Here is a 26854-nt window from a genome sequence, read left to right as displayed (position 1 = left end):
GGGCGGCCAAGAACCAGCTGCGGCATCTGGCCGACCTGGGCCTGCTCGAGGGCCTGCCCGCCAACCAGGCGGAGGTCGAGCGCCACCCGCGCTGGAACGTGCCGGGCGACGGCGGCCTGGCGCCCGGTTCGCCCGAGGACGTGCACCAGCGTGTGCGCGCCTATCTCGAAGTGAACTGCATGCACTGCCATCACCCGAACGGCAACGCATCCAACTCCGGCCTGTTCCTGGATTCGTTCCGCACGGTCAACGTGCAGTACGGCATCTGCAAGGAGCCGGTGGCGGCCGGCCGCGGCTCGGGCAACCGCGCCTACGACATCGTGCCCGGCTCGGCGGCGGATTCGATCCTGAACTTCCGCGTCAACTCGGCCGAGGCCGGCATCCGCATGCCGCCGCTGGCGCGCAGCGTGGTGCACGGCGAGGCCGCGGCGCTGCTGATGCAGTGGGTGGACGAGGTGCTGCCGACGCCGGACACCGAGGACGAGGAGGCCTGCACCGGGCCGTTCGCAGGGGTGCCCGTGCTCGGTAGCGGCGTGCCGCTGGCCGCCGCGGCCCCGGCCCTGGACCCGCTGACGCAGCTGGTCGCGACATTGCAGTCGCTGTCCACGCTCAGCTCGCCCGACCAGCGCCGCGCCGGCTACCCTTAGTCATGCGCTTCGCGCAGCCCTCTTTGATGTAAAGAAGGGGCCCGCGTCCGCGGGCCTGGCCCCAACAAGCACGAGCCCGGTAGCGGAGCGTCGTACGTAGCGCTACGGCATCTTGAAGAGCAGGTCCACGTTGCGGTCGGTCGGCTCGCCGTCGCGCGTGCCGCCCTGGCTGCACAGGGCCGACAGGCTGGCGTCGCTCACGATCTTCTGCGCAGCGGCCGGATCGCTCAGGTAGAACTGGCACATGTCGTCGCGCTCGGCCAGTCGTTTGGAAACCTCGAAATCGTGCTGCAGCACCCGCGCGCGGATCGTGCCGGTGCCGTTGCCGTTGTCCAAGATCTCCAGCAGGCGCTGTTCCTGGGGAAAGTCGATCAGCGAGGCGGTCTCGATCTGCCAGAAGCCGGTGCAGGCCCCGGGCGCCGCGCTCTTGCAGACCACCGGCGCGGTGATGGCGCCATTGCTGCCCTGGCCGTCCTGTACCTTGAAGGCGCGGATACGGTGCATATGAGTGTGGCCGGCGACCCAGGCCATGACGTTCGGGTAGCTGGCCAGCTCGGCGTTCAGCGCCGCCGCTGACACGCCGCCCGGCGCCAGCGCGCCGAACTGGCCGAACTCGACGAAGGTCAGGTCGGGATGGTGCGAGAACACCAGCACCAGCTGGCCTTTCTGCTGCGCCGCCGCGAGTTCGCCCTTGAGCCAGTCGAACTGCGCCTGGTCCACGGTGCCGTCGGCCAGCGCGAAGGGGTTCTTGATCTCCGGCGGCAGGCGCGGGTCGGTGCCGTCCACGATCGTGTTGAGCACGATCATGCGGAAACGGCCGGCGCCGGCGTCGAAGGCGTAGTAGCCGTCGTTACGTGCGTCGGCATCGTCTCGGCGCGCGGGTTCGACATGGTTGAAGCCATGCCCCACCGGCCCGGGCAGCGTGGCGCTCTCGAAGAACTCGTCGATGAATTCGTGCTGCTCCTTCATGTAGTGCCGGCCCGTAAGCAGCGAAACCTCCTGGATGCCCGGCTCGGTCACGAGCGTGCCGCGCACGTAGCCGTCGTGGTTGCCGAAGGCGACGTAGTAAGGCACGTTCAGCCGCAGGTTGGGGCAGTTGAGCGTGCCGCTCCTGCAGCGCAGCGCCTGCGGCAGGCCGGGTGCGCGATTCAGCGTCGAGCGCGCCGGGTCGCGGCTGCCGTCGGCCGCGCGCCCGCCCAGCACCGCCTGCTCGGTGTCGAGCAGCTGACGCAGCATGCGCGTGGCCAGCAGCTGATAGGTGGGATCGTCGGGATTGGGGTCCACGGTCTGGGTGTCGGCCATGCCGCGGCCGGTGAAGCGCGTGCACAACGCGTCGCCGAGCTGTGGAATCAGGCCCGGCAGCAGGCCCGCCAGGCAGTTTTTCTCGAAGGCGCTCACGCGGTCGAAATCGCCGTCCAGGTTGTCGATGAAGCGGCGCACCTCGGCCACGGTGCCCAGATCGGTGTTGTCGCCGGTGGCGATGACCAGCTCGACCGGCTGCTGCGCATGGCAGCCGTTGATCGTGCCGATCATGGCGTTGAGCACCTCGTCGGTGTACTCGTCCTGGAAACGCTGCGCCGATTCGAACAGCGGTAGCACCGGGTCGAGCGGGCTGCCGCCGTTCACCGCGGCGCCGTCGTCGTCCATGACATGCTCGTCGGACATCTGCACGAAGCGCAGCAGCAGGCTGGGGCTGGCGCCGGACCGCGCGCCGGCCAGGTCCTCGCGCACCACCACCGGGTCGGCGGCAACCCGGCAGTCGCCATTGCCGCCGGTCGGGGTACCGGGGCTGCCGGTACCGGAATCGCCACCGGCGCGGGGCGAGGGGCTGTCGTCGGACGAACCGCCGGAACAGGCCGCCAGGGCCAGCAGGGAAGCGAGGAGCCCGGCGGCCAGCCGGCGTTTACCTGAGGTTGTGATGGACATGAGACCCTCTCTGCCGGCACGCTCCCCCTGCACGTCCCGGTCAGCGCTCCCTGCCTATGACATCGCTGAGGAACCTCTGATCCAATTCCTTCGTCATTCCGGCGAAAGCCGGAATCCAGCGACTTTCAAGGCTCTGGACCCCGGCCTTCGCCGGGGTGACGAATTTTCAGAGCTTCCCTAACTCACCCAGTATAGCCAGCCCAGCGCCCACAGCAGCTTGCAGGAAATGTGCAGCAGCTGGTCGGTGTGGAAGCCGTACCAATGCTCGCTCTTGCCGTAGTCGATGCACCAGTGCAGCACGAATTCGGCCAGCCCGAACCCCAGATTGTGGGTCACGAGCGCTACCATGCCCCCATGGATGGCGGCGTGCGCCGACAGCACGTGCAGCCAGATCAGGTCCGGGCGCTTGCTCGAGGATGAAGGCTGCAGGTTGTGGCGGTTCTTGGCGTGCACCATCCACTCGGACTGCAGCGGGTAGTCGGCCAGTGCGTGACCGACCAGGAGCCAGAACAGCACCCCCCAGAACCCGAGTTCGAACACTTCCGCCATGCCCGCACCAGACCCGTTTATATTTTGACGCGCGGCCGCGCGGGCCACGTGCAATCCAGCATGTCACCCCTTTTTGGTGATGACAAGCGAAGCTTGCTAGGCTTCGAGAAAGGGCAGCGCGGCCCATCGGCCGCCGCCCGAGCGACGGAGGCCGGCTTGAACTGTTCCGTGTGCGGGCACGCCAACCGCGAGCAAGCCCGTTTCTGCGAAGCCTGCGCTGCGCCGCTGGCGCGGCGCTGCCCAAGCTGTTCGGCCGATCTGCGGCCGCAGGCGCGCTTCTGTGACCAGTGCGGCACGGCGGTCGAGGGCGCACCCGCGCCCGTGCCGGCGGCCGCCCCGCGCCGTGCGCGCGACTACACCCCGCGCCACCTGGCCGAGAAGATCCTGACCCTGCGCTCGGCGATCGACGGCGAGCGCAAGCGCGTCACCGTCCTGTTCGCCGACATGAAGGGCTCGCAGGAGCTGGCCGAGCAAGTCGATCCGGAGGACTGGCACCGTATCCTCGACCGTTTCTTCGGCATCCTCACCAGCGGCATTCACCGCTTCGAAGGCACCGTCAACCAGTACACCGGCGACGGCGTGATGGCGCTGTTCGGCGCGCCGATCGCACACGAGGACCATGCCCAGCGCGCCTGCCATGCCGCACTGGCGGTGATGGCCGAACTGCGCCGCTTCGCCGACGAGCTGCGCCTGACGCGCGGGCTCAACCTGTCCATGCGCATCGGCCTCAATTCCGGCGAGGTGGTGGTCGGCAAGATCGGCGATGACCTGCGCATGGACTACACCGCCCAGGGCCACACCGTCGGACTGGCGGCACGCATGGAGCAGATCGCCGAGCCCGGCCGCATCTACCTCACGCGCCACACCGCCGCCCTGGTCGAGGGCTATTTCCGCCTGCGCGACCTCGGCGAGATGACGGTCAAGGGCGCGCGCGAGCCGCTGCGCGTGTACGAGCTGGAGGGCGTGGGCGCGCTGCAGACGCGGCTGGATCTGTCGCGTGCGCGCGGGCTGTCACGCTTCATCGGGCGCGAGCGCGAGAGCGCGCTGCTGGATGAGGCGCTGGCGCAGGTGCGCGGTGGCCGCGGCCAGGTGGTGGGCGTGATCGGCAACGCCGGCATCGGCAAGAGCCGGCTGTGCTACGAGTTCACCGAGCGCTGCCGCGCGCAGGGCGTGGCCGTGCATCGCGCCACCGGGCTGCCCTACGGGGCCGCGCTGCCGTACTACCCGATTTTGGCGCTGATGCGCAGCTATTTCGGCGTAGGCGAGAACGACCCGCCGGCCGAGGTGCGGCGCAAGGTGGCCGGCACGCTGCTGATGCTCGATGCCGGCCTCAAGGACGCGCTGCCGCTGGTGTTCGACTTCATGGGCGTGACGGAGGCGCGCAGCGCAGCCACCGACCTGCCGCCCGAGGTCCAGCAGGCGCGGCTGATCGAGATCCTCGGCGTGCTGTGTCGCTCCGAGGGCGGCCGGCCGACGGTCATCCTGGTGGAGGACCTGCACTGGATCGACCCCGGCAGCGAATCCTTCCTGGCGCGCATGGTGGAGCTGGTCCCGGACAGCCCCACGCTGCTGCTGCTCAACTACCGCCCCGAGTTCGTCGCCGACTGGCTGACCGGCCGGCTGGACTGCGAGATCGCGCTGTCGGCGCTGAGCGCCGCCGAGCTGAGCCAGCTGACGGCCGAATTGCTGGGGCCGGGGCCCGGGCTGACCGAGCTCGGTACGCGCATTTGCGAGCGCGCCGGCGGCAACCCGTTCTTCGTCGAGGAGGCGGTGCATGCGCTGGTCGCCTCCGGGCATCTGCAGGGCACGACCGGCGCCTATCGGCTGCTGAAGCCGGTCGAGGCGCTGGCCATCCCCGACACCGTGCAGGCAATCATCGCCGCGCGCATCGATCGTCTGCCCGAGCGCGACAAACAGGTGCTGCAACACGCCGCCGTCATCGGTCGCGAGTTCGGCCGCGGCCTGCTCGACAAGGTGCTCGAGCTGCCGCAGGAAGCGCTGTCCGAGTCGCTGGTGCAGCTGGAGGAGCTGGGCTTCGTCAACCAGGGGACGGCGCTGACGAATGGCCAGTACAGCTTCTGCCACCCGCTGACGCAGCAAGTCGCCTACCGCTCGCAGCTGGGCGAGCATCGCGCGCGCATCCATGCGGCACTGGCCGCGGACCTGGAGACCGGCATCGATCCCGCACAGCCGCCGGACGAGCGCAGCGTGCTACTGGCGCACCACTGGGAGTGCGCCGGTGTGGTCGACAAGGCGGTGCAGTGGTTGCTGCGCGCGGCGGCCTGGTCTGCATTCCGCGACCTCAGTGGCGCGCTGGCCCGTTTCCGACGTGCCATCGAGCTGGTCGACCAGGCGCCGGTCACGCCGCTGCGACAACAGCTGGCGGTGGCCGCACGCGCCGGTATCCTGCGCATCGCAGCGTTCACGCCAGTGCCGGACGAAGAGGTCGAGCGGGCCTATGGCGAGGCCCAGTCCATCGTCAGTGCCACTGGCGACCAGCGTGCGCAGGCCGAGCTGCTGATCGCCTATGGCGCGCGCCGCATGACCCTGGGCGACGCCCGGGGCGCCTTCGAGAACACGCGCCAGGCGGTCGAGCTCGCACGTGCCGGCGGTGCCATGGACCTGATCGGGCGCTTCCGGCTATCGATCCTGATGGCCTACTTCAACGTGGGTGCGCTGCGCGCCGGGCTGCAACTGATGGAGGAAAGCGCCGGCCATGCCTGGGCCAGCGCGGCCATGACGGCGGAAAACGTCGGCTCACGTGCCTACCGCGCGAATTTCCTGATGGTTATGGGCCAGCTGGGTGAAGCACGCCGCGAGCTGCAGACTGCGATCGAGATCAGCCGCCAGCTTGGGCGCACGGTCAGCTGGATGCACGTGCTGCTGGTGCAGACAGCGTATTTCGCCGGCAGCCGGGAATCGGCGCAGCACGACGCGCAGAACGCGGTGCGTGCAGCCGAGGAGTACGACAGCCCCTTTTTCCGGCTGATGGCCTACAACGCGCTCGGTACGGCGCACCTGCTGCATGGCCAGTGGGCCAATGCGCTCGAGGTGCTGGAGCGTACGCGGCCGCTGATCGAGCCCGACCAGCCCGGGCGTCAGTTCGCGGTGCCGCATCTGACCGGCATCGCCGAGGCGCTGGGCGGGCTGGGACGGGCCGAGGAGGCCGTGCAGACGGCGCGAGCGGCGCTGGCCGCCGCGCAGGAAGGCCACATGCGCGTGTGGGAAGGTCGCGCGCGCCTGCAGCTGGCGCGCGCGCTGCGTCAGGCCTGCGGTCAAGAAGCCGTCACCGAAATCGCCGATCATCTGACGGCCTGGCAGTCGCTGGTCGATGAAACCGGCGCGATCAGTTACCAGCCGTTTCTGCACGAGGAGCGCGGGCACCTGCTGCTGTTGACCGGCGATACAGCGGGTGCGCAGGATGAGCTGGCGCGCGCGCTGGTGTTGTTCAGCCAGATCGGCGCCCAGGGCCAGGCGGCGCGGTTGCAGGCGGAGCCGCTGCGCCGGCGCGCGTGAGGCCGGGGCCTGGGGTAAGCTTGCAGGCCAGGGACGGAACAAAAACGGGAGTGGTCATGCGGATTGTGTGCGGGCTCATGCTGTTGCTGCTGGCGCCGTCCGTGCTGGCACTGGAAAAGGCGGAGGACATCCGCGCCTGTGTACGGCAGAATTACCCCGCGCGCAGCAGCACACAGGCCTTCGTGCTGGCCAGCATCGGTCGCGACGGCACCGAGCGCAGCCTGCAGGCCACGGCATACTGGAAGCGGGGCAGCGACGGGCGCGCCAAAGTCATGCTGCAGGTGGACAAGCCCGACGACCTGCGCGGTTCCAGCTATCTGCTGCTGGAAAAGCCCACGCGGGACGATTTGTTCATGTATCTGCCAGCCGTGAACCGCGTCAAGCGCATTCAGGGCAGCCAGATGTCCGATTCGCTGTGGGGCACGGACTTCAGCTACGAGGACGTCAAACAGCTGCAGGGCATCTTCGATGCCGGCACACTCACGCGCGAGGCCGACGCGGATGTGGCTGGCAAAAAGCTGTACGTGCTCGCCTTCACGCCGGCCAAGGTGGAGGAGTCGGCCTACAAGCGCATCGTGTCACGCATCGATCCGGCGACCTGCGTGGCACTGCAGACCGATTTCTTCCAGACTGGCGACACGCCGCGCAAGCGACTCACGATCGATCCCAAGGAGGTCCGGCCGCTGGGCACGCGCTGGATGCCGCATCTGTACGAGATGCAGGACCTGCATAACCAGACCCGGACGGTGCTGCGCATCGACAAGGTGAGCGCCGATGTCGAGCTGCCCGAGCGACTGTTCAATCCGCAGACGTTCTACCTCGGTAAGTAGGCGGATCGGGCGCCGCCGCGCATGATCGACCGCCTGCTGCATCTGGCCACCCGCCACCCCGGCCGCATACTGGCGGCGGTGGTGCTGCTGACGCTGCTGGCACTGGCTGGACTGGTGGACCCGCGCAGCGGCCAGCTGCGGCTCTCCATCGATCCTTCCGTCAACCGGCTGCTGCCGGAGCGCGATCCCGACCGCCTGTTCTACGAGCACATCCGTCACGTCTTTGGCAGCGATGACCTGGTGATGGTGGTCGTGGACAGCGGCACCGCCGAGCCCGGCATCTTTACCGCCGACATGATCGCGCGTGTCGGCCGTATCAGCGCGGCGCTGGGGACGCTGCCGGGCGTGCACCGCGTGCAATCGCTGGCCACCGTGCCCAACCTGCAGGCGGGTGCCGACAGCCTCGACGTCAGCAGTCTGGCCGAGCAGGTCGCCCAGAACCCTGCCGTTCTGGGCGGGCTGCGCGATGCGGTGATGGCCAATCCGCTGTACGGCGGCAATCTGGTGTCGCATGACGGCCGTGCCGCGGCGATCCTGGTCTATTTCAAAGACCTGGACGATCGGGAATTCCTCGCGCGCGACCTCGATCGCCGCATAGCCGCCATCGCCGAAGCCGAAGCCGGCCCAGCGCACGTGTGGCTGACCGGCACGCCGGTGATCAAGGCCGAAACCACTCGGCTGCTGCTGGCCGAGATGCGCTTCGTGCTTCCCACCATCTTGCTGGTCGGTGCGCTGTTTCTGCTGCTGGTATTCCGTAACCCGGCCGGCGTGCTGCTGCCGCTGTCGGCGATCCTCCTGGCACTGGCCTGGACCATGGGCGCATTGGCCTGGCTGGGACGCCCGCTCAACCTGGTGACGGTGATCGTGCCGCCGCTGGTGTTCACCGTCGGCCTGGCCTACGCGATGCACATGATGAGCGAGTTCTATACGGCACGGGAAGAGGAGCCCGATCAGCCGAAGTTCGACCTCCTCGTGCGGCGCGTGCTGGCCACCGTGGGCCTGCCGCTGCTGATCACCGGCCTGACCACCCTGACCGGCTTCATCGCGCTGGGCTTCAATCCGCTGCTGGCGATCCGCGAGTTCGCCTGGCTCACGGTGTTGGGGGTGTTGTGCACGATGATCCTGACGCTGAGCTATATCCCGGCCATGCTCGTGCTGCTGCGCGGCAACAGCGGCGTGGCGCCCCCACATACTACGCGCCTGTTCGAGCGCGTCGCCAAAGTGCTGACCCGCCTCAACCTGCGTTACCGCCGGCAGATTCTCGTCGCAGGCGTCGCGCTGGTGCTCCTGGCGTTGCTCGGAACCTTGCGCGTCGAGGTGGCCACCGACTTCATTGATGACCTGCCGGGCGATGCGCCCGTGCGCCGGCAATACGAAGCGGTGCGCGACGCTTTTGGCGGCGCCAACCCGTTCTACATCGTGGTGGATGGACACGGCGCCGATGCCTTCGCCACGCCGGCCAATCTCCGCGAGATCGAGGCGCTGCAGCGCTGGCTGGCGCGCCAGCCGGAGATCGCCGGCAGCCTGTCGCTGGTCGATTCGCTGAAGCTGATCAACCGCAGCTTCCATGACGGCGATCCGCAGCATTTCCGTATCCCGGAGCAGCCCGCCCTGATCAAGCAGTTGCTGGTGTTCGGCGGTGGGGAGGACCTGGACGGGCTGGTGGACAAGCGCTTCAGCGTGATCAATATCCAGGTCCGCGCGAATGTGGACGATTCGGCCGCCATCGCCGAGCTGACCCGACGCATCGAGCAACGGCTGGCGACATTGCCGCCGCCGCTGACCGCCAGGGTGACCGGCAATTCGGTGCTGGTTGCACGCGCGCTCGACAACATCGCCGGCGGCCAGCTGTTCAGCATCTTGCTGGCGCTGGCCGTCATCTATCTGCTGATGTCCTTGCTGTTCACCTCCTGGCGCGCCGGCGCGCTGGCGCTGCTGCCCAACCTGCTGCCGGTGGCGGTGTATTTCGGCGCCTTGGGCCTGCTCGGTATCCCGCTCACGCCCACCACCAGCCTGATCGCGTGCATCACGCTCGGCATCGCCGTGGACGACACCATTCACTACATGGTGCGCTTCAACAACGATGCGCGCCGCCTGGCGAACGAGGCCAAGGCGGCGTTCAGCGCGCTGGAAGGCGTGCTGCGGCCGATCACCTACACGACGCTGGCGCTGTGCCTGGGCTTCCTGGTGCTGACCACCAGTGACCTGAAAAACCAGATGCAGTTCGGGGCCTTGTCGGCCTGTACCCTGCTGTTGGCCTGGCTGTGCAACGTCACCCTGGCGCCAGCGCTGACCTCCGGGGTACGGATCGTGACCCTGTGGGACGTGCTGCGGCTCGACCTGGGCGAGGATCCCCAGCACTCCATCCCCCTGATGCAAGGCCTGACCCTGCGTCAGGCGCGCACCTTCGCGCTGCTGTCCAACATCCTCGAGGTCAAGGCCGGCACGCGCGTCATGAGCGAAGGCGAGGAGGGGGACCACATGTACGTGGTGATCAGCGGCCAGCTCAGGGTCTGGGTGGAGCGGCACGACGGCCCGGTGGACCTCGCCACCCTGTCGCGCGGCGCGATCCTGGGCGAGATCGGGTTCTTCGTGCACAAGCGCAGTGCCAACGTGGACGCGGTCACCGACGCGCGCCTGCTGCGCTTCAACGTCGACGACCTGGAGCAGCTGCGGCGCCGGCGCCCGTCGATCGCGGCCATCATCTACCGCAACCTCAACCGGGTGCAGGCGGAGCGGTTGGCGCGCACCACCCACATGATGCGCTGAGATCGTTTTAAAGCCGTTGCGCGCGCCTGAGGCCCGCTCACAACGGCTTTAAATCGACCTCACGGGCGGCTGGGGCAGGCATGGTTGCCTATTTCCCAAAATAGGTTTTCTGGTCTAGTATCGGCTTGCCTGGAACGTCGGGGGGTGGTTTCAGGGACCGCGAGAGTCCTGTTCTTCGATGCAAGGCAGAAACCCTGTTCCATCAGTAGAAGGTTGCGAGAATGGCAGAGCGTGAGACCGGCACGGTCAAGTGGTTCAACAACAGCAAGGGTTACGGCTTCATCCAGCGGGACAAGGGTGAGGACGTGTTTGTGCACTTCCGCGCGATCCGTGGCGAGGGTTACCGTACCCTCGAGGAAGGACAGCGCGTGGAATTCGCGGTCGTGCAGGGCCAGAAGGGCCTGCAGGCCGAAGACGTCGCCCCAGCGACCTGACCCGCCGCCGAACCGCTGCGCAGACGGCGGACGGCGATTCCCCAATGCCTGCCTGACAGGCCTGGCTGCGGCTTGCGTTTTGCCGCGCGTGCCGGACCGAGCCGTGCATTGCCCCCGTTGGCCGCTTGGCTTACAGTACCGCGCCCTTTGATTGACCGGCGCCGAGGCGACTGCCCGTGACAGCCCTGGAAGACAGCCCGCAGGCACAGGCCCTGGTCGAGCTCGGGCGCGAGTTCCATGCCCGCGGCTGGGTGCCGGCGACCAGCGGCAATTTCTCCGCCCGCATCGACGCCGGCCGCATCGCCATCACGGTCTCCGGCCGCCACAAGGGCAAGCTCACGACCGCGGACATCATGCTCGCCGACCTGGACGGCAACAGCCTGTCGCCGGGCAAGCAACCGTCCGCCGAAACCCTGCTGCATACCCAGCTGTACCGCCGCTATCCCGCGGTCGGCGGCGTGCTGCACACCCATTCCCGGGCCGCCACCGTGCTGTCGCTGTCCGCCGGCGGCTGGCTGATCCTGCAGGGCTACGAGCTGCTCAAGATCTTCGAGGGGATCGATACCCACGAGACCCATATCCGCATCCCGATCTTTGCCAACGACCAGGACATGGTCCGGCTGTCGGCCAAAGTGGACGCCTGGATCACGGAACACGGGGCCATCCATGCGTATCTAATCGCGGGACACGGGCTGTACACCTGGGCCGGCGACGTGCGCCGGGCCGGCCTGCAGGTCGAGGCGCTGGAATTCATGCTCGAGTGCGAGCTGCTGCGAAGGAGGACCGGACCATGAGCCAGCTGACGATTTACCCGGAAACCGCCGGCGAGCCCATCGCCGTGCTGCGCACCCACGAGGAGATCGCGCGCGAGCTCGGGCGCATCGGCGTGCTGTTCGAGCGCTGGACCGCCGATCGCGAGCTGGAGGCCACCGCCACGCCGGACGAGGTCATCGAGGCCTACCGCGAGCCGATCGACCGGCTGATGCAGAAGTACGGGTTCCAGTCGGTGGACGTGGTCAGCATGCACCCGGAGCATCCGCAAAAGGACGCGTTGCGCGACAAGTTCCTGCACGAGCACACACACAGCGACTTCGAGGTGCGCTTCTTCGTGGACGGCGAGGGCCTGTTCTACATCCGCAAGGACGGCAAGGTCTATGCCACGCTGTGCACGCGCGGCGACCTGATCAGCGTGCCGGCCAACACCACCCACTGGTTCGACATGGGGCCGCGCCCGACCTTCAAGGCCATCCGTCTGTTCACCACGCCCGAGGGCTGGGTGGCGAACTTCACCGGCGACAAGATCGCCGACCGCTTCCCGCGGCTGGAGAACACCGCGGGATGACCGTCCGGGCGATTCTCACCGACATCGAAGGCACCACCACCGACATTGCCTTCGTCCACAAGGTGCTGTTCCCCTATGCCCGCGCGCGTATCGGCGACTACGTCCGGACGCATGCAAGCGAGCCTCTCGTGCGCGAGCAGCTGGCCACGGTGAGTCGCGAGGTCGGCCGCGAGCTGACCCTGGAGGGAGCCATCGGCCAGCTGATCCGCTGGATAGACGAGGACCGGAAGATCACCCCGCTCAAGGCGCTGCAGGGGATGATCTGGGCGCAGGGTTACCGGAACGGCGACTTCACCGGCCACGTCTACCCGGATGTGCCCGCGGCGCTGCGCCGTTGGCACGCGGCCGGAATGAAGCTCTACGTATATTCCTCCGGCTCGGTGCAGGCGCAGAAGCTCATCTTCGGCCATACGCCTTACGGCGACCTGACGCCGCTGTTCAGCGGCTACTTCGACACGCAAATCGGCGGCAAGCGTGAAGCCGGGTCCTACCGGCGCATCGCGCAGGACATCGGCCTGCCGGCCGGCGAGATCCTGTTCCTGTCCGACGTCGGCGAGGAGCTCGACGCCGCGCGTGCGGCCGGGATGCAGACGACCTGGCTGCTGCGGGACGGCAATCCCGACCCGGGTGCACGCCATCCGCAGGTCAGCGACTTCGACGCGATCCGCGTCTAGCCCGCTTCGCTCAGGCCGGTGTCGGCCCAGACGACTGATCGCACGTCGCCTTCTTGCTGCACCAGCCGTGCCAGCGCGGCGCGGCAGGCGGCCGGGTCACCGCTGGTGTAGAAGCGGTGCCGGCCGGGTTCTCCCGGCGTGGCTTCCAGGCCGCGCTCGCGCAGCACGCGCTGCAGCTGGCGGGCAATGGCCGGGGCGGGATCGATCACGTTGACGCCCGCGCCCACGATGCGGCGGATGGCCCCGATCACGAACGGGTAGTGGCTGCAGGCCAGCACGACGCTGTCCGCGCCGGCGGCCAGCATGGGCGCCAGCCAGCCGCGCAGCAGAGCCTCGGTTTCGGGGTCGTCCACCTGCCCGGCCTCGATGCGCTCGGCCAGCCCCGGGCAGACCTGGTTGATCAGCGTGATGCCCTGCGAGTAGGCCGTGCGGCCGGCGGTGGCGGCGAACAGCCGGCCCTGGAAGGTGGCCGGCGTGGCGAGGATGCCGACCACCTTGCTGCGGGTGGTTTCCGCAGCCGGCTTGACGGCCGGTTCCATGCCGAGGGTAGGCAGGTCGGGAAAGGTTTCGCGCAGGTGCTTGAGCGCCGCCGCCGAGGCGGTGTTGCAGGCCACCACCACGGCCTTGCAGTCCCTTGCGATCAGGAAGCGGGTGATGGCCTCGCAGAACTGGCGGATCTCGGCCTCGCCGCGCGGCCCGTAGGGCACGTGCGCCGAGTCGGCGAAGTAAACCGTGCTCTCCTGCGGCAGCTGGCGCAGGACCTCACGCCAGACGGATAGCCCGCCTACGCCCGAGTCGAAGATGCCGATGGGCCGTGCATCGCCCATGCGTCAGGCGGCCAGGCTCATTTGACGAAGAGGGTCAGCCAAGGGTAATCCGGCTCGCCGATCACCAGGAAGTCCGGGTTGAGCAGCGAGTCCTTCTGGTTGTAACGCAGCGGCGCGCCGTCGGTGGTGCAGACCCGCCCGCCGGCCTGCTCGACCACGGCCTGGCCGGCGGCGGTGTCCCATTCCGAGGTCAGGCCCAGGCGCGGATAGAAATCCGCCTTGCCCTCGGCCACCAGGCACAGCTTGAGCGAACTGCCGATGTTGAGCGCCTCGTGCGGTGGCAGGCGCTTGAGCAGCGCTTCCAGCTCGGGCGTCACGTGGGAACGGCTGGCCACGATGCGGGCCGGCGACGCCGTCCTGCTGCAGCGGATGGGCGCGGCCGGGGCATCGCCATCCTGCTTGAAGGCGCCGGCGCCGTCGGCTGCGAGGTAGGTCGTGCCCAGCACCGGCGCATGCACCACGCCCAGCACTGGCCGGCCGTCCTCGACCAGGGCGATGTTGACGGTGAACTCGCCGTTGCGCTTGACGAACTCGCGCGTGCCGTCGAGCGGGTCGATCAGCCAGTAGCGCCGCCAGCGGCTGCGCTCGGCGAAGGGGATGTCGGCACCTTCCTCGGACAGCCGCGGCAGCTCGGGCGTGAGCCCTGCCAGCCCGTCCATGATGCAGCGGTGCGAGGCGAGGTCGGCGGCGGTCAGCGGCGAATCGTCGCCCTTGTGGTCAACAGCGAAATCCTGCCGGTAAACCTGCAGGATGGCATCGCCGGCCCGGCGGGCGAGGGCGGCCACGGCGGGCAGCAACTGAGCGGGCGTTTCCATCACGAAGGCTCGGTGGGTGACGGGCGGTTATGATACACGCGATGAACACCGATCCTCTCGTCGACTGGGACCAGATCGATACCGTCATGCTCGACATGGACGGCACACTGCTCGATCTGAAGTTCGACAACGCCTTCTGGCAGGAGTATCTGCCGCAGCACTACGCCGAGGCCCGTGGCCTGGCGCTGGCCGATGCGCGCGCCTACCTGGAACCGCTGTTCGGCAGCCGGCGCGGGCAGCTGGCCTGGTACTGCGTGGATCACTGGAGCCGCGAGCTGGGTCTGGACGTGGCCGCGCTCAAGACCCGCTATACGCATCTGATCGCCCCGCTGCCGGGCGTGGAGCGGTTCCTGACGGCGGCACGCCGTGCCGGCAAGCACCTGTGGCTGGTGACCAATGCGCACCCGAGCGCGCTGGAACTGAAGCTGGCGGAGACCCGCCTGGGCCCGGCCTTCGACCTGATCCTGAGCTCGCACCACTTCGGTTATCCCAAGGAGGATGCGCGTTTCTGGCCGGTGCTGCGGCAGCGGCATCCCTTCGAGCCGGCACGTGCGCTGATGGTGGACGACAACCTGTCGGTGCTGGAAGCGGCGCGTGCCTATGGCATCGGCCAGGTGCTCGGCATCACGCACCCGGACAGCCGGTACCCGCCGCGGCCGCTGGCCGGCGTGCCGACGGTGCAAGGGCTGGGAGAACTGCGTCCCGGCTAGCGCCGCCGACGCTGGCCGCTGCCCGACCGGCCATGTCCCTGGCCGGGGCGGCCGCGAGGGTGGTGCTGGACCCGCTCGCGCTCGACGTACTTCGGTCGCTGGATGTCGCGCACCAGCAGGCTGTCGTCGGTCTGCTCGATCGGCAGCTTGTGGCCAATGTACTTCTCGATGTCGGGCAGCGAGTACACATAGGTCTCGCAGCACAGCGAGATGGCGTCGCCCTCGGCGCCGGCGCGTGCGGTGCGGCCGATGCGGTGCACATAGTCCTCGGGATCCTGCGGCAGGTCGTAGTTGATGACGTGGCTGACGTCCGGGATGTGCAGGCCGCGCGCGGCCACGTCGGTCGCCACCAGGATCGGCAGCCGGCCTTCCTGGAATTCTTTCAGCAGGCGCAGGCGCTTGGGCTGGGGCACGTCGCCGGACAGCGTCGCCGCCTGGAAGCCGTTGGCGTTGAGGTAATCCTCGACCTTTTCCGCGGTGCGCTTGGTGTTGACGAAGACGAGCGTGCGACGCGGGTCGATCTTGCGCAGCAGGCCGAGCAGCAGCGGGATCTTGTCTTCCATCGCGACGTGATACAGCACCTGGCGTACGCGATCGGCGGTGACCTTGTCGGTTTCGATCTTGACCAGACGCGGGTTGTTCATGTGCTCGTAGGCCAGCTCCAGCACGCGGTGCGAGAGCGTGGCCGAGAACAGCAGGTTCAGGCGCTTCTCCGGGTGCGGCATGCGCCGCAGCAGGAAGCGGATGTCCTTGATGAAGCCGAGGTCGAACATGCGGTCGGCCTCGTCCAGGATGGCAACCTCGACGAAACGCAGGTCGAAGACGTGCTGCTTGAGGTAGTCGATCAGGCGGCCCGGGGTACCGATCAGCACGTCCACTCCGGCCTGTAATGTCTGACGCTGCGTCTCATAACCGGCGCCGCCGTAGACCACGGCCAGCTTCAGGCCCGTGTAACGGCCCAGGGCCTCGGCGTCCTTGTGGATCTGCACGGCCAGCTCACGCGTCGGCGCGATGCAGATCACGCGCGGCGAGCTGGGCTTGCGCTCGGGCGGCGCCGGGTGCGTCAGCAGGCGCTGGAAGCTGGCCAGCAGGAAAGCGGCGGTCTTGCCGGTGCCGGTCTGCGCCTGGCCGGCGACGTCCTGCCCGGCCAGCGCCAGCGGCAGTGCCTGGGCCTGGATCGGTGTGCAGCGCTCGAAGCCCAGCTCATGCAGCGCCTGCACCAGTGGCGGTGCCAGGCCCAGGCTGTCCATGCGCGTTTCAGTCAGGTGTTGTTGCGATCGGCTCATGCTCGGATACAGGTTGCAGCCGCCGTTTCGCCCGTGGACGGCAGGCTTGAAAATCGGACGGAGATAGGCTCAAATACTTTTAGGCATCCGGTGTTTGCGCCCTGACCACAAGGCGGCGCAGGCCGGGCCGGCACCCGCAGCCCTATGTCGTGGCTGCCCCCTCGTTCCCCGCGGCACATCATAGCAGCCTGTCGTCGGTCTGTTGGTTTCGGCAGGGAACGTCCCCATGTAGGAGACGGGTAGTCCGGGGTTCGTATTCCGATGGCGGGTACCGGCCGCCGGCAAGGGCGAAATCCGGAAGTATCGTTTCCCGGATGGTTTCTTGACTCCACAGCGCCGCAGAGGCGGAGGAATTCCAATGAGCGACCTGATCATGCAACTGACCGACAGCAGCTTCGACCGTGAGATCCGCGGCAGCAGCGTACCGGTGCTGGTGGACTACTGGGCCGAGTGGTGCGGGCCGTGCAAGATGATCGCGCCGATCCTCGAGGAGGTCGCCAGGGACTACCAGGGCCGGCTCAGGGTCGCCAAGCTCAACATCGACGAGAATCCGCAGACCCCGCCCAAGTTCGGCATCCGCGGCATCCCGACCCTGATGCTGTTCAAGGGCGGCGAGGTCGAGGCGACCAAGGTCGGCGCGCTGTCCAAGTCGCAGCTCACCGCCTTCCTGGACAGTCACCTGTAAGAACCGCGCGGGCCGGCGTAGGGACTGGTCCGCTTTTCACGGTCGTCCATAACAAAACATCGTGCGAGAACCCCGTAACCGCGTCTTCACCACCCACCCGACCTGCGTTGCAACGCCCGTCCGGGCTGCTGTCGCCGGTCTCCTGTCGAGACCATAACCACCCATGAACCTGACCGAACTGAAACGCAAGAGCGCCGCAGAGCTGCTCGAAATCGCTCAGAGCATGAACCTGGAAAACACCGCGCGGGCGCGCAAGCAGGACGTGATCTTCTCGATCCTGAAGGCGCACGCCAAGAACGGCGAGGAAATCTCGGGGGACGGGGTGCTGGAGATCCTGCAGGACGGCTTCGGCTTCCTGCGTGGCGGCGACAACTCCTTCCTGGCCGGACCGGACGACATCTATGTCTCGCCGTCGCAGATCCGGCGCTTCAATCTGCGCACCGGCGACACCATCACCGGCCGCATCCGCCCGCCGAAGGAGGGCGAGCGCTACTTCGCGCTGCTCAAGGTGGACGACATCAACTTCGAATCGCCCGAGGCCTGCAAGAACAAGGTTCCGTTCGAGAACCTGACGCCGCTGTTCCCCAACGAGCGCCTGACCATGCAGCTCGGCAATGGCTCGACCGAGGACATCACCGCGCGCATCATCGACCTGGTGGCGCCCTTCGGTAAGGGCCAGCGCGGCCTGATCGTGTCACCGCCCAAGGCCGGCAAGACCATGATGCTGCAGAACATGGCACACAGCATCGCCGCCAATCACCCCGACTGCTACCTGATCGTGCTGCTGATCGACGAGCGGCCCGAGGAAGTGACCGACATGCAGCGCTCGGTCAAGGGCGAGGTCATCTCCTCGACCTTCGATGAACCGGCCACCCGCCACGTGCAGGTCGCCGAGATGGTGATCGAGAAGGCCAAGCGCCTGGTCGAGCACAAGAAGGATGTGGTCATTCTGCTCGACTCCATCACCCGCCTGGCACGCGCCTACAACACCGTGGTGCCCAGTTCCGGCAAGGTGCTGACCGGTGGCGTGGACGCCAACGCCCTGCAGCGGCCCAAGCGCTTCTTCGGCGCCGCGCGCAACATCGAGGAGGGCGGCTCGCTGACCATCATCGCCACCGCACTGGTGGACACCGGCTCGAAGATGGATGAGGTGATCTACGAGGAGTTCAAGGGGACCGGCAACATGGAGATCCACCTGGAGCGCCGCATTGCCGAGAAGCGCGTGTTCCCGGCCATCAACATCAACCGCTCCGGCACGCGCCGCGAGGACCTGATCGTGCCGCCGGACGAGCTGCAGAAGTGCTGGGTGCTACGCAAGCTGCTGCACTCGATGGACGACCTGGCCGCGATCGAGCTGCTGGTCGACCGCCTCAAGGCCACCAAGACCAACGCCGACTTCTTCGAATCCATGAAACGCAATTGACCCACGGCCCTAGCCGCGGGTCATCCCATGCGAGCCCCACATAGAGGGCGAGACACGGGATCCAGTGACTTTGCAAGGCGCTGGACCCCGGTTTTCGCCGGGGTGACGGAATCGATCGGAACTTCCTCGCGCGGCTCTGGCCGCCGCTAGGGCCGCGGGTCTTCCGGCGGCAGCGCCACCAGCTCTAGCCAGTACTGACCGAGCTTGCGGATCGCCAGCAGGAATTCGTCGAAATGCACCGGCTTGGTGATGAAGGAGTTCACGCCCAGCTGGTAGGAGCGGACGATGTCCTCCTCGGCCTTGGAGGTGGTCAGGATGATCACCGGGATGTGCCGCAGCAGCGGATCGCCCTTGATCTCCGCCAGCGCCTCCAGACCGCTTTTGCGCGGCATGTTGAGATCCAGCAGGATCAGACAGGGCTCGTGATCGACGCGTTTGCCCGCGTAGGCGCCCTCACGCCGCAGGTAGTGCATCAGCTCCTCGCCGTCCTTCACCTCATGGATCGGGTTGTGCAGGAGGGCATTGCGGAAGGCCATCACCGTGAGCTTGCGGTCGGCGGCCGTGTCGTCGGCGACCACGATGACGGGCGTTTTCCGGGGCTCGCTCATGTCTCCAGGCCTGCAGTCCGGGCCGGGGACAGTTTACGCTCCGCGCGCGATGGCGCGGAAGCCGATATCGCGGCGATGGTGCTCACCGTCCCAGCGGATGCGATCCACCAGCGCGTAAGCGTTGTGTTGCGCCAGTCGCACGCTCTCGCCCAGGGCGCAGACGCACAGCACCCGGCCGCCGTCGGTGACGACCTGGCCGTCCACCAGTTTCGTGCCGGCGTGGAACACCTTGCCGGTCCCGGAATCCAGACCGTCGAGGCCGTGGATGACGTCGCCCTTGCGCGGGTCGGCGGGGTAGTTCGCGGCCGCCATCACCACACCGAGCGCGGCGCGCGAATCCCACTCGGCCCTGACCCGATCGAGTCGGCCGTCGATGGCGGCCTCGACGATTTCCACGAAGTCGGATCGCAGCCGCAGCATGATCGGCTGGGTCTCGGGATCGCCCATGCGCACGTTGAACTCCAGCACCTTGGGCTCGCCGGCCGGCGTGATCATCAGGCCGGCGTAGAGGAAGCCGGTGAACGGCCGGCCCTCGGCCGCCATACCGCGAACGGTCGGCTCCATCACCTCACGCAGCACGCGCGCATGCAGCTCGGGTGTGACCACCGGCGCCGGCGAGTAGGCGCCCATGCCGCCGGTGTTGGGGCCGGTGTCGCCGTCGCCCACGCGCTTGTGATCCTGCGAAGTGGCTAGCGGCAGCAGGTGCTGTCCGTCCACCATGCAGATGAAGCTGGCCTCCTCGCCGGCGAGGAATTCCTCCACCACCACGCGCGCACCGGCGCCGCCCAGAGCGTTGCCGGAGAGCATGTCCCGGGCGGCGGCCACGGCCTCGTCCACGGTCTGCGCCACCACCACGCCCTTGCCGGCCGCCAGGCCATCGGCCTTGACCACGATCGGCGCGCCCGCGGCGCGGATATAGGCTGTCGCCGCATCGGCGTCGGTGAAGACCCGGTATTTCGCGGTCGGGATCTTGTGCCGCGCCAGGAAGTCCTTGGTGAAGGCCTTGGAGGACTCCAGCTGCGCCGCCTCCCGGCGCGGTCCGAACACGCGCAGGCCCAGCGACTGGAAATGGTCCACCAGGCCGGCGGCGAGCGGCGCCTCGGGCCCGACGATGGTGAGGTCCACCTTCTCGCGTATAGCCAGTTCGCCCAGTGCCTGCACGTCGGTGGCGGACACCGCCACGTTGCGGATGCGGCGCTCGGCCGGCTCGCGCGCGGTACCGGCATTGCCGGGTGCCACCAGCACCTCGGCCGCCTGCGGTGACTGCGACACCCGCCAGGCCAGGGCATGCTCGCGCCCGCCACCACCCACGATCAGGATCTTCTTGCCGCGCATGCGCCGTCTTCCGTTGTCGGGGAAGCGCGAATTTTACAGGTTCCGTGAGTGTCCGTGCGTGCCCGGACGCGTATGCTATGAGCGGCACACCCACAGGGATCCTGATATGTCGCATCAGCACATTTCCACCGGCTACGAAGGGGCTCCGATCATCGGTCATTCACGTGCCCTGTGTATGAGCCAGCCGGTGAAGCCGCCTGCCGCCGTGCTCAAGGCGGCGCACGTGATCGACCCGCCGATGCTGGTGTAGATCGAGGCGGATGTCGTCATCGGCGCAGCGCCGGCCTGAGATCCTCCGCCTCGCGGCGGAGCTGGGCTTCGTGCTGGGCCTGGCGCTGGCCCTGGGCGCCTGCGCCAGCGGCGCCTTCCGGCCCCAGAACCTGGCCAAGACCGAGGTCGACCAGGTGACCGACCTGCATATCCGCACGCAGGAGGCGTTGTTGCGCGAGCTGGCGCTCAAGCTCTACCGGCGCAACCCGCGCGAGCTGCGCAAGCAGCCCGGTCAGACGCTGGAAAAGCGCCTGCAGCAGTTGTTCGGCCAGCCTGGCGAGCTGCGCTTCGAGGAGCTGGGCGGGCGCCAGTCCATCGACGCCATGCTGCTGGCCTTCGACGAGTCCTATGCCGGCGATCGGGTGTTCGCGCTGATGGCTGGTCTCACCGACATGATCCGGCGCGCCTACGGTTACAAGTCGGAATTCTTCGCCTTCGATGCGCTCGACCAGCAGAAGCTGTACAACAGCGCGCGCAACATCGAGGTACTGGTCTGGCGCCTGTCGCACAAGCGCGACGCGCGCGGCGAGCCCTTCCTGCTGACCAATGAAGCCGGCGACGCCGGGCAGCCGGAGAATCTCAGCTTCGAGCGGCTGTTCGGCAAGATGATCGCACTGCAGGACATGATGGCGGAGATCACCGCCGACAGCAGCAACCGCGCCATCAACCGCGTGGTGCAGGGGGCCGCTACCATGATCTTCCTGCCGATCTAGTGCAGTCTCGTCCTGCCCTGTGAGCCACGGTCGCGGCCGCGCGGGATTATGAGATAGGGATTACTGACTCAGCACGCTAAGCGATCAAGGGCGCGAGTGTGTTCATCACGTCGCGCATGATCTCCTCGCAGCTGTCCATGTGCTTGTCGGGACGGCCCGACTCGATCAGCCAGATCGTCTCCAGCGGCGAAGGATTGTGCGGGTGCTGACGCGCGATCAGGATGGTGTGTTGTCCGGTCAGGCCGCCCTCGCGCTGGATGCGGATCAGCACCTCGGAGTGGTCGCGTGCAATGTCGAAGAACTTGACCCGCGGGTGGTTGCCGACACGCTTCTTGAGAGTGGCGGCGGCTTCCAGCAGTTTCTTCCATTCCTGGTTCACCTGCTCGCGCCGCCGCAGTTCCAGGGTACGCTCCTGTTCGCGGTGCGAGCGGATGGCGTTGAGCATGCTGTCCACCATGTCCTTGGGCGGGGTGCCTTCGCCGGTGCGCTCTGCCCAGGGTGCATAGTCCGTCACGGTCGCGGCCGCACGTGGCGCCGGCTGCGGATCCTCGCGCAGGGTTGCTTCGGGATTGGCCTTCGGCGCGACGGTGCCGTTGCCCGGATTGCCGGCGGCCACCGGCTTGCCGTTGGCGGGCGCGGCTGCCTGCGGCTGGCTGATCGGCTCGTCGAGGAAGCTGAGGTGGTTCCGGCCGATCAGGATCACGTCGCCGTGCCGCAGGGTGTGCCTCTGCACCGGCATGCCATTGACCAGCGTGCCATTGGTGCTGTTCAGATCCTGCAGGTAGCTGTTGCGGCCGATGGTGATGATGGCCGCGTGCTGGCTGCTGGTGGCCTTGTCTTCGAGGCAGATGTCGTTGTCCTGGCGGCGGCCAATGGTGATCCGCTGGCGGTCGAGCGGAATTTCCCGCATCACCCCCTCCTTGCCATGAAGCACCAGCTTGGCCATCGGATTCCGTTACCGTTCAGAAATGTCGTTTGCCGGGCAGGCTTTGTTGTGCGCCGCCTCACGCTGTCCTAGGGTATTCAAAAATCATTCCCGACGCGAAAATCCGGAAATCCCTGTATTAGAGGGATATTTCCGGCTTCGACGCGCGCTCCGCAGGCTGACATCCAGCGTCAGTATTGGACGGTCTGCGTCAGCTGGCAAGCGGAGGTGCGTGCCGTCCCAGCGCTCAGGCTCCGGGCGCGCGCCTGAGCTGCTCGATGATCGCCGGGTTCTCGAGGGTGGAGACGTCCTGGGTGATCTCCTCGCCCTTGGCGATCGTGCGCAGCAGCCGGCGCATGATCTTACCCGAGCGGGTCTTGGGCAGGTTGTCGGCGAAGCGGATGTCGTCCGGCTTGGCGATCGCGCCGATCTGCTCGCCGACCCACTCGCGTAGTTCCTTGACCAGCGCGCCGGTATCGCCCTCCGGACGCTGCCCGCGCAGTACGACGAAGGCGCAGATCGCCTCGCCCTTGGTGTCGTGCGGGCGGCCGACCACGGCGGCCTCGGCTACGCGCGGATGCGCCACCAGCGCGCTCTCGACCTCCATCGTGCCCAGGCGGTGGCCGGCGACATTCAGCACGTCGTCGATCCGGCCCATGATCCAGTAGTAGCCGTCTGCATCGCGGTGTGTAGAGTCGCCCGCCACGTAGTAACGGTTCTGGAACTGCGCCCAGTAGGTCTTGAGGTAGCGCTCGTTGTCGCCCCAGATCGTGCGCAGCATCGAGGGCCAGGGCTTTTTGATGACCAGATAGCCGCCCTTCCCGGGATCGGGCACGGGCTTGCCGTCCTCGTCCACCACGTCGGCGACGATGCCTGGCAGCGGCCGGGTGCAGGAGCCCGGCTTGGTCGCGATCGCGCCGGGTACCGGCGCGATCATGATGGCACCGGTCTCGGTCTGCCACCAGGTATCGACGATCGGGCAGCGTTCCCGGCCGATATGGCGGTGGTACCACATCCAGGCCTCGGGATTGATGGGCTCGCCCACGGTGCCGAGCAGGCGCAGCTTCGACAGGTCGTACTTGGCCGGGATGTCGTCGCCCAGCTTCATCAGCGCGCGGATCGCGGTCGGCGCGGTGTAGAAGATGGTCACCCCGTGATCCTGACAGATCTTCCAGAAGCGCCCGCCGTCCGGAATGACCGGCGCGCCCTCGTACATGAGGATGGTGGCGCCGTTCGACAGCGGCCCATAGGCCACGTAGCTGTGGCCGGTGATCCAGCCCACGTCGGCGGTGCACCAGAAGATGTCGCTGTCCTGGATGTCGAACACCCACTGCAGGGTCATGTGGCAGTTGAGCAGGTAGCCGGCGCTCGAGTGCTGGATGCCCTTGGGCTTGCCGGTGGAGCCGGAGGTGTAGAGCAGGAACAGCGGGTGCTCGGCCGCGACCCATTCCGGCTCGCAGCGGTCCGGCTGGCCTTGCTCCGCCTCGTGCCACCACAGGTCACGCCCGGCCTTCATCGGCACGGCATGTCCGGTGCGCCGGTAGACGATCACCTTCTCGATGCTCGGGCAGCCGCTGTCCAGTGCCTTGTCGGCCGCTGCCTTCAATTCCACGATGTGGCCGCCGCGCGTGCCGCCGTCGGCCGTGACCAGCAGCTTCGCACCGGCGTCCTCGATGCGATCCTTGAGCGACTGCGCGGAGAAGCCGCCGAACACCACCGAATGGATGGCGCCGATACGCGCGCAGGCCTGCATCGCGATCACCGCTTCCGGGACCATCGGCATGTAAATCACCACGCGATCGCCTTTCCTCACGCCCTGGGCCTTGAGCGTGTTGGCGAAGCGGCATACCGCGGCGTGTAACTCTCGGTACGTCAGGCGGCGCACGTCGCCCTTTTCGCCCTCGGCGATGATGGCGGGCTTGTCGCCGCGATCCTGCAGATGCCGGTCCAGGCAGTTGAAGCTGACATTGGTCAACCCGTCGGTGAACCAGGCGTAATTGGGCGCTTTCGAGTCGTCCAGCGCGCGCGTGAAGGGCCTGTGCCAGTGCAGTTCGGCGCGGGCCAGCTCCGCCCAGAAGCCGACGTGATCCTGCGCGGCCTTGCGGTGCAGGGCCTCCAGATCGGCGGGCTTGAGGCGCGCGCGCTGTGCGAATGCCGCCGGCGGCGGGAACACGCGCGCTTCGTGCAGTACGGACTCGAGGTCACGCTGGCTCATGTCATGTCTCGCTGCTGTGCGTCATGCCGGGGAAAGCCGGCATCCAGCGTCTCTTGCCGATCAAGACCCTGGATTCCGGCTTGCGCCGGAATGACTCATGGACGATGGCCCGAGTATGCCTGAAAAAAATCGGCGCCCGGAAGTGGGCTGCCGGTACAATGCCGTATCGCCACCAGGGAGGCGCCGATGCCCGCCGAGATTCTGTATGCCGGCAAGTTCCTGAAGCTCATGCGCGACGGGCGCTGGGAATACGTCCAGCGCGTGACCCGCGACCACGCCGTGATCATCATCGGCCTGACGCCGGAACAGGAAGTGGTGCTGATCGAGCAGCCGCGCATCCCCGCCGGCGGCCACGTGATCGAATGGCCCGCGGGGCTGGTCGGCGACAGCACCGCCACGGCCGATGAGGCCCTGGAGGAGACCGCGCGCCGCGAGCTGCTGGAAGAGACTGGCTATGCTGCGGAACGCTTCGTGCAGATTTTTGCCGGCCCGCCGTCGCCCGGCATCGCCTCGGAAACCATCACCTGGTTCCGGGCGCACGGGCTGCAGAAGCTGGGACCGGGCGGCGGCGAGGGTGGCGAGAACATCACCGTACACGCCATCCCGTTGCGCGAGGTGGACGACTGGCTGGACCGCTGGCAGGCCGGCGGCGGCAAGGTGGACCCGAAGGTCTATGCCGGGTTGTACTTTCTGCTGCGCGAGCAGCCGTCCGACTAGCGCGGTTTCGGTAGCGTCTGCTCGAAAACCGGCACCGGCCGGCCCTGCGCATCCTTCGGCAGCTGCATGTTCGCATCCAGTGCGTAGGCGGCTGCGGTGAAGCGGTCGTTCTCGATCCGGAACCAGAAGAAGCCCAGCGTGTTGTCCTGCTGCCAGTAGGCAGCGTTGCGGTTGGCATCCCCGAAGGGGCGCGGGCCCTCGGCCGCGCCGGACACGAAATGCTGCACCCTGGGGCAGCGCTCCACCGGCTTGAGCCACTGCAGGTCATGGTCATGCCCGGCGATCATCAGGTCGGCGTGCTGGCACAGCGTGGCATTCAGCATGGCCTTGTAGGGGCTGCCGTTGGTGGTCACGGGCAGCGCCTCGGGTACGCCGTCGTAGTTTCCGGCATTGCCATGCAGGCCGTTGGACAGGTAGGGATGATGCGCGAAGGCGACCTTCCAGCGCGCCCTGGATTTCTGCAGCCCGTCGCTGAGCCACTCGGTTTGCTCGGCGCCATAGGCGAGCGGGTTCCACTGCGGGTCGGGGTCTGCAACGATCGCGGTCAGCGGGTTCGAATCCAGGCTGAAGAACTCCACCAGCGGCGTGCCGGAGGCCGGCCAGGTGAAGCTATAGTAGCGCGACGGCATGCGCCATTTGTCCGACGCGCGCCCGGCAAGGTAGTGGTATTCCACCTGGTATTCGCCGCGCGCGTTGTCCGAGCCCTCGCCCGGCCCACGGCTGTTGTCATGGTTGCCGAGCGTGACGTAGATCGGCAGCTTGAGCTGCTCGTAGGGGATCTCGAATTTCTGCTGGAACTGCGCGTCGTCCACGCTGGTCACGCCCGAGGCATAGAAGTTGTCGCCCAGCTCCAGCGCAAAGTCGCAGCCGCGCGCGGCGCAGACTTCGGCCATGGCCTTGCCGACGGCGATCTGCCGTTCCGAGCCGGTGCCGGCATCGCCGAAGGCCACGAACTGCGCGGCCTGGCTGCTCCCGCCGGCGCCGGCACCTGAGCCGCCGCAGCCGGCCAGGATGACCATGAAGACAGCAAGTATGGAAAGACGAGCCATGTGAGTTCTCCCCGAACCCGCACAGTATGGAAGCTGGCGATTACATGCCCGTGATGGCTTCGGGCTGGGCAACCGGGACCGATGCTAACGCCGGGCGGCGGCGCGGCCCTCATCCCAACGGGCGAGAGTCCGCAGCACACAGCGTCGCCCTCGATGGGGAGCTATCTCATCCAGACTCCCTCCCCCTCGATGGGGGAGGGCTGGGGTGGGGGTGACGCAAGGACTACAATGTCCCCATTCACCGCAAAGCCCCCGGGCCGCCCCCATGAACGCCGTACCCAAAGACATACTTGCCAAATCCACCCAGCTGGCGGCGGAGGTCACCGCGCCCTTTCCCGCCTCGCGCAAGATTTACGTCCAGGGCAGCCGCCCGGACATCCGCGTGCCGATGCGCGAAATCCGCCAGACGCCGACCTCGGCCAGTTTCGGCGCCGAGGACAACCCGCCGCTCACGGTCTACGACACCAGCGGGCCCTACACCGACCCGGATGCGCAGATCGATCTGCTCAAGGGGCTGCCCCAGATGCGTAAACCCTGGCTGGCCGAGCGGCACGGCGGTGACAATCTCACGCAGATGCACTACGCCCGC

At 67.6% G+C, this 26854-nt stretch carries 25 protein-coding genes; 15 read left to right on the top strand and 10 right to left on the bottom strand.

All coding sequences use genetic code 11. The features are described 5' to 3' along the window. The coding region (locus VNJ47_08155; GenBank protein HXG28807.1) for a hypothetical protein at positions 1-647 on the top strand (647 nt) is incomplete at its 5' end. A 102-nt stretch (positions 648-749) separates the two neighbouring features. On the opposite strand, the gene VNJ47_08150 is transcribed toward VNJ47_08155, so the two are convergent. Beyond that, positions 750-2573, bottom strand: a complete 1824-nt coding sequence (locus VNJ47_08150) for a metallophosphoesterase (protein ID HXG28806.1) — start codon at positions 2571-2573, stop codon at positions 750-752. Positions 2574-2750: 177 nt separating this feature from the next. Then, complete coding sequence (locus VNJ47_08145; protein HXG28805.1) at positions 2751-3122, bottom strand: DUF3307 domain-containing protein; 372 nt, start codon at positions 3120-3122, stop codon at positions 2751-2753. 156 nt (positions 3123-3278) lie between these two features. On the opposite strand from VNJ47_08145, the gene VNJ47_08140 reads away from it, so the two are divergent. The 7 genes from VNJ47_08140 to mtnC all read left to right on the top strand — a co-directional run bounded on the left by VNJ47_08140 (position 3279) and on the right by mtnC (position 12687). Further along, on the top strand, positions 3279-6638 hold the full coding sequence (locus VNJ47_08140; protein ID HXG28804.1) for an adenylate/guanylate cyclase domain-containing protein: 3360 nt from the start codon (positions 3279-3281) through the stop codon (positions 6636-6638). A 56-nt stretch (positions 6639-6694) separates the two neighbouring features. After that, complete coding sequence (locus VNJ47_08135; protein ID HXG28803.1) at positions 6695-7468, top strand: outer membrane lipoprotein-sorting protein; 774 nt, start codon at positions 6695-6697, stop codon at positions 7466-7468. 21 nt (positions 7469-7489) lie between these two features. Beyond that, positions 7490-10237, top strand: a complete 2748-nt coding sequence (locus VNJ47_08130; protein HXG28802.1) for an efflux RND transporter permease subunit — start codon at positions 7490-7492, stop codon at positions 10235-10237. Between the two features lie 221 nt (positions 10238-10458). Beyond that, positions 10459-10671, top strand: a complete 213-nt coding sequence (locus VNJ47_08125; protein ID HXG28801.1) for a cold-shock protein — start codon at positions 10459-10461, stop codon at positions 10669-10671. 176 nt (positions 10672-10847) lie between these two features. Then, on the top strand, positions 10848-11465 hold the full coding sequence (locus VNJ47_08120) for a methylthioribulose 1-phosphate dehydratase (GenBank protein ID HXG28800.1): 618 nt from the start codon (positions 10848-10850) through the stop codon (positions 11463-11465). Beyond that, a complete protein-coding gene (locus VNJ47_08115) occupies positions 11462-12013 on the top strand; it encodes an acireductone dioxygenase (GenBank protein ID HXG28799.1) in 552 nt (183 codons plus the stop codon). Before VNJ47_08120 ends, VNJ47_08115 begins: the two co-directional genes overlap by 4 nt. Then, a complete protein-coding gene (mtnC, locus tag VNJ47_08110) occupies positions 12010-12687 on the top strand; it encodes an acireductone synthase (protein ID HXG28798.1) in 678 nt (225 codons plus the stop codon). Before VNJ47_08115 ends, mtnC begins: the two co-directional genes overlap by 4 nt. Here mtnC and murI read toward each other — a convergent pair. Further along, positions 12684-13514, bottom strand: a complete 831-nt coding sequence (gene murI, locus VNJ47_08105) for a glutamate racemase (GenBank protein HXG28797.1) — start codon at positions 13512-13514, stop codon at positions 12684-12686. The genes mtnC and murI overlap by 4 nt on opposite strands. Before the next feature lie 17 nt (positions 13515-13531). Then, positions 13532-14329, bottom strand: coding sequence for a 3'(2'),5'-bisphosphate nucleotidase CysQ (gene cysQ / locus VNJ47_08100; GenBank protein ID HXG28796.1), 798 nt, complete (start codon positions 14327-14329; stop codon positions 13532-13534). A gap of 41 nt (positions 14330-14370) precedes the next feature. Here cysQ and yrfG point away from each other — a divergent pair, with 41 nt between their 5' ends. Then, positions 14371-15039 carry a GMP/IMP nucleotidase gene (yrfG, locus tag VNJ47_08095; protein ID HXG28795.1) on the top strand — a complete coding sequence of 223 codons (669 nt, stop codon included), beginning with the start codon at positions 14371-14373 and terminating at the stop codon, positions 15037-15039. On the opposite strand, the gene rhlB is transcribed toward yrfG, so the two are convergent. Then, positions 15036-16325 carry an ATP-dependent RNA helicase RhlB gene (gene rhlB / locus VNJ47_08090; GenBank protein ID HXG28794.1) on the bottom strand — a complete coding sequence of 430 codons (1290 nt, stop codon included), beginning with the start codon at positions 16323-16325 and terminating at the stop codon, positions 15036-15038. The two genes, yrfG and rhlB, sit on opposite strands and share 4 nt — an antisense overlap. A 358-nt stretch (positions 16326-16683) precedes the next feature. Between rhlB and trxA the strand changes: the two genes are divergently transcribed. Both trxA and rho read left to right on the top strand, forming a co-directional pair. Then, complete coding sequence (trxA, locus tag VNJ47_08085; GenBank protein HXG28793.1) at positions 16684-17010, top strand: thioredoxin TrxA; 327 nt, start codon at positions 16684-16686, stop codon at positions 17008-17010. 163 nt (positions 17011-17173) lie between these two features. Further along, a complete protein-coding gene (gene rho / locus VNJ47_08080) occupies positions 17174-18433 on the top strand; it encodes a transcription termination factor Rho (GenBank protein ID HXG28792.1) in 1260 nt (419 codons plus the stop codon). A gap of 146 nt (positions 18434-18579) precedes the next feature. Here rho and VNJ47_08075 read toward each other — a convergent pair whose 3' ends face one another. Both VNJ47_08075 and purD read right to left on the bottom strand, forming a co-directional pair. Next, positions 18580-19041, bottom strand: coding sequence for a response regulator (locus VNJ47_08075; GenBank protein HXG28791.1), 462 nt, complete (start codon positions 19039-19041; stop codon positions 18580-18582). A 33-nt stretch (positions 19042-19074) separates the two neighbouring features. Further along, positions 19075-20376: a phosphoribosylamine--glycine ligase gene (purD, locus tag VNJ47_08070; GenBank protein HXG28790.1), complete on the bottom strand. Its 1302-nt coding sequence runs from the start codon at positions 20374-20376 to the stop codon at positions 19075-19077. Between the two features lie 106 nt (positions 20377-20482). On the opposite strand from purD, the gene VNJ47_08065 reads away from it, so the two are divergent. Then, positions 20483-20626 (top strand): hypothetical protein, encoded by a 144-nt coding sequence (locus VNJ47_08065; GenBank protein ID HXG28789.1) that lies wholly within the window; start codon positions 20483-20485, stop codon positions 20624-20626. A gap of 10 nt (positions 20627-20636) precedes the next feature. Continuing rightward, positions 20637-21359: a hypothetical protein gene (locus tag VNJ47_08060; protein ID HXG28788.1), complete on the top strand. Its 723-nt coding sequence runs from the start codon at positions 20637-20639 to the stop codon at positions 21357-21359. A 76-nt stretch (positions 21360-21435) separates the two neighbouring features. Here VNJ47_08060 and VNJ47_08055 read toward each other — a convergent pair whose 3' ends face one another. Then, positions 21436-22269, bottom strand: coding sequence for an FHA domain-containing protein (locus VNJ47_08055; protein ID HXG28787.1), 834 nt, complete (start codon positions 22267-22269; stop codon positions 21436-21438). 262 nt (positions 22270-22531) lie between these two features. Continuing rightward, on the bottom strand, positions 22532-24499 hold the full coding sequence (gene acs / locus VNJ47_08050; protein HXG28786.1) for an acetate--CoA ligase: 1968 nt from the start codon (positions 24497-24499) through the stop codon (positions 22532-22534). Between the two features lie 186 nt (positions 24500-24685). Between acs and VNJ47_08045 the strand changes: the two genes are divergently transcribed. Further along, positions 24686-25216 (top strand): NUDIX hydrolase, encoded by a 531-nt coding sequence (locus VNJ47_08045; GenBank protein HXG28785.1) that lies wholly within the window; start codon positions 24686-24688, stop codon positions 25214-25216. Here VNJ47_08045 and VNJ47_08040 read toward each other — a convergent pair. Beyond that, positions 25213-26265, bottom strand: coding sequence for a metallophosphoesterase (locus VNJ47_08040; protein ID HXG28784.1), 1053 nt, complete (start codon positions 26263-26265; stop codon positions 25213-25215). The two genes, VNJ47_08045 and VNJ47_08040, sit on opposite strands and share 4 nt — an antisense overlap. Before the next feature lie 265 nt (positions 26266-26530). On the opposite strand from VNJ47_08040, the gene VNJ47_08035 reads away from it, so the two are divergent. After that, on the top strand, positions 26531-26854 hold a 324-nt coding region (locus VNJ47_08035), incomplete at its 3' end, for a phosphomethylpyrimidine synthase ThiC (protein HXG28783.1).

This window comes from Nevskiales bacterium (assembly GCA_035574475.1).
Classification (GTDB): Bacteria; Pseudomonadota; Gammaproteobacteria; order Nevskiales; family DATLYR01; genus DATLYR01.
Note: the sequence above shows the minus strand (reverse complement) of the source record. Positions and strands in the feature narration are given on the sequence as shown.

What these genes read in the sequence shown, in the direction of transcription:
- VNJ47_08150 (HXG28806.1), bottom strand. Translation starts at nt 2,573, where the DNA reads ATGTCCATCACAACCTCAGGTAAACGCCGGCTGGCCGCCGGGCTCCTC.
- VNJ47_08145 (HXG28805.1), bottom strand. Translation starts at nt 3,122, where the DNA reads ATGGCGGAAGTGTTCGAACTCGGGTTCTGGGGGGTGCTGTTCTGGCTC.
- VNJ47_08135 (HXG28803.1), top strand. Translation starts at nt 6,695, where the DNA reads ATGCGGATTGTGTGCGGGCTCATGCTGTTGCTGCTGGCGCCGTCCGTG.
- VNJ47_08130 (HXG28802.1), top strand. Translation starts at nt 7,490, where the DNA reads ATGATCGACCGCCTGCTGCATCTGGCCACCCGCCACCCCGGCCGCATA.
- VNJ47_08125 (HXG28801.1), top strand. Translation starts at nt 10,459, where the DNA reads ATGGCAGAGCGTGAGACCGGCACGGTCAAGTGGTTCAACAACAGCAAG.
- VNJ47_08115 (HXG28799.1), top strand. Translation starts at nt 11,462, where the DNA reads ATGAGCCAGCTGACGATTTACCCGGAAACCGCCGGCGAGCCCATCGCC.
- mtnC (HXG28798.1), top strand. Translation starts at nt 12,010, where the DNA reads ATGACCGTCCGGGCGATTCTCACCGACATCGAAGGCACCACCACCGAC.
- murI (HXG28797.1), bottom strand. Translation starts at nt 13,514, where the DNA reads ATGGGCGATGCACGGCCCATCGGCATCTTCGACTCGGGCGTAGGCGGG.
- cysQ (HXG28796.1), bottom strand. Translation starts at nt 14,329, where the DNA reads ATGGAAACGCCCGCTCAGTTGCTGCCCGCCGTGGCCGCCCTCGCCCGC.
- yrfG (HXG28795.1), top strand. Translation starts at nt 14,371, where the DNA reads ATGAACACCGATCCTCTCGTCGACTGGGACCAGATCGATACCGTCATG.
- rhlB (HXG28794.1), bottom strand. Translation starts at nt 16,325, where the DNA reads ATGAGCCGATCGCAACAACACCTGACTGAAACGCGCATGGACAGCCTG.
- trxA (HXG28793.1), top strand. Translation starts at nt 16,684, where the DNA reads ATGAGCGACCTGATCATGCAACTGACCGACAGCAGCTTCGACCGTGAG.
- rho (HXG28792.1), top strand. Translation starts at nt 17,174, where the DNA reads ATGAACCTGACCGAACTGAAACGCAAGAGCGCCGCAGAGCTGCTCGAA.
- VNJ47_08075 (HXG28791.1), bottom strand. Translation starts at nt 19,041, where the DNA reads ATGAGCGAGCCCCGGAAAACGCCCGTCATCGTGGTCGCCGACGACACG.
- purD (HXG28790.1), bottom strand. Translation starts at nt 20,376, where the DNA reads ATGCGCGGCAAGAAGATCCTGATCGTGGGTGGTGGCGGGCGCGAGCAT.
- VNJ47_08065 (HXG28789.1), top strand. Translation starts at nt 20,483, where the DNA reads ATGTCGCATCAGCACATTTCCACCGGCTACGAAGGGGCTCCGATCATC.
- VNJ47_08060 (HXG28788.1), top strand. Translation starts at nt 20,637, where the DNA reads ATGTCGTCATCGGCGCAGCGCCGGCCTGAGATCCTCCGCCTCGCGGCG.
- VNJ47_08055 (HXG28787.1), bottom strand. Translation starts at nt 22,269, where the DNA reads ATGCGGGAAATTCCGCTCGACCGCCAGCGGATCACCATTGGCCGCCGC.
- acs (HXG28786.1), bottom strand. Translation starts at nt 24,499, where the DNA reads ATGAGCCAGCGTGACCTCGAGTCCGTACTGCACGAAGCGCGCGTGTTC.
- VNJ47_08045 (HXG28785.1), top strand. Translation starts at nt 24,686, where the DNA reads ATGCCCGCCGAGATTCTGTATGCCGGCAAGTTCCTGAAGCTCATGCGC.
- VNJ47_08040 (HXG28784.1), bottom strand. Translation starts at nt 26,265, where the DNA reads ATGGCTCGTCTTTCCATACTTGCTGTCTTCATGGTCATCCTGGCCGGC.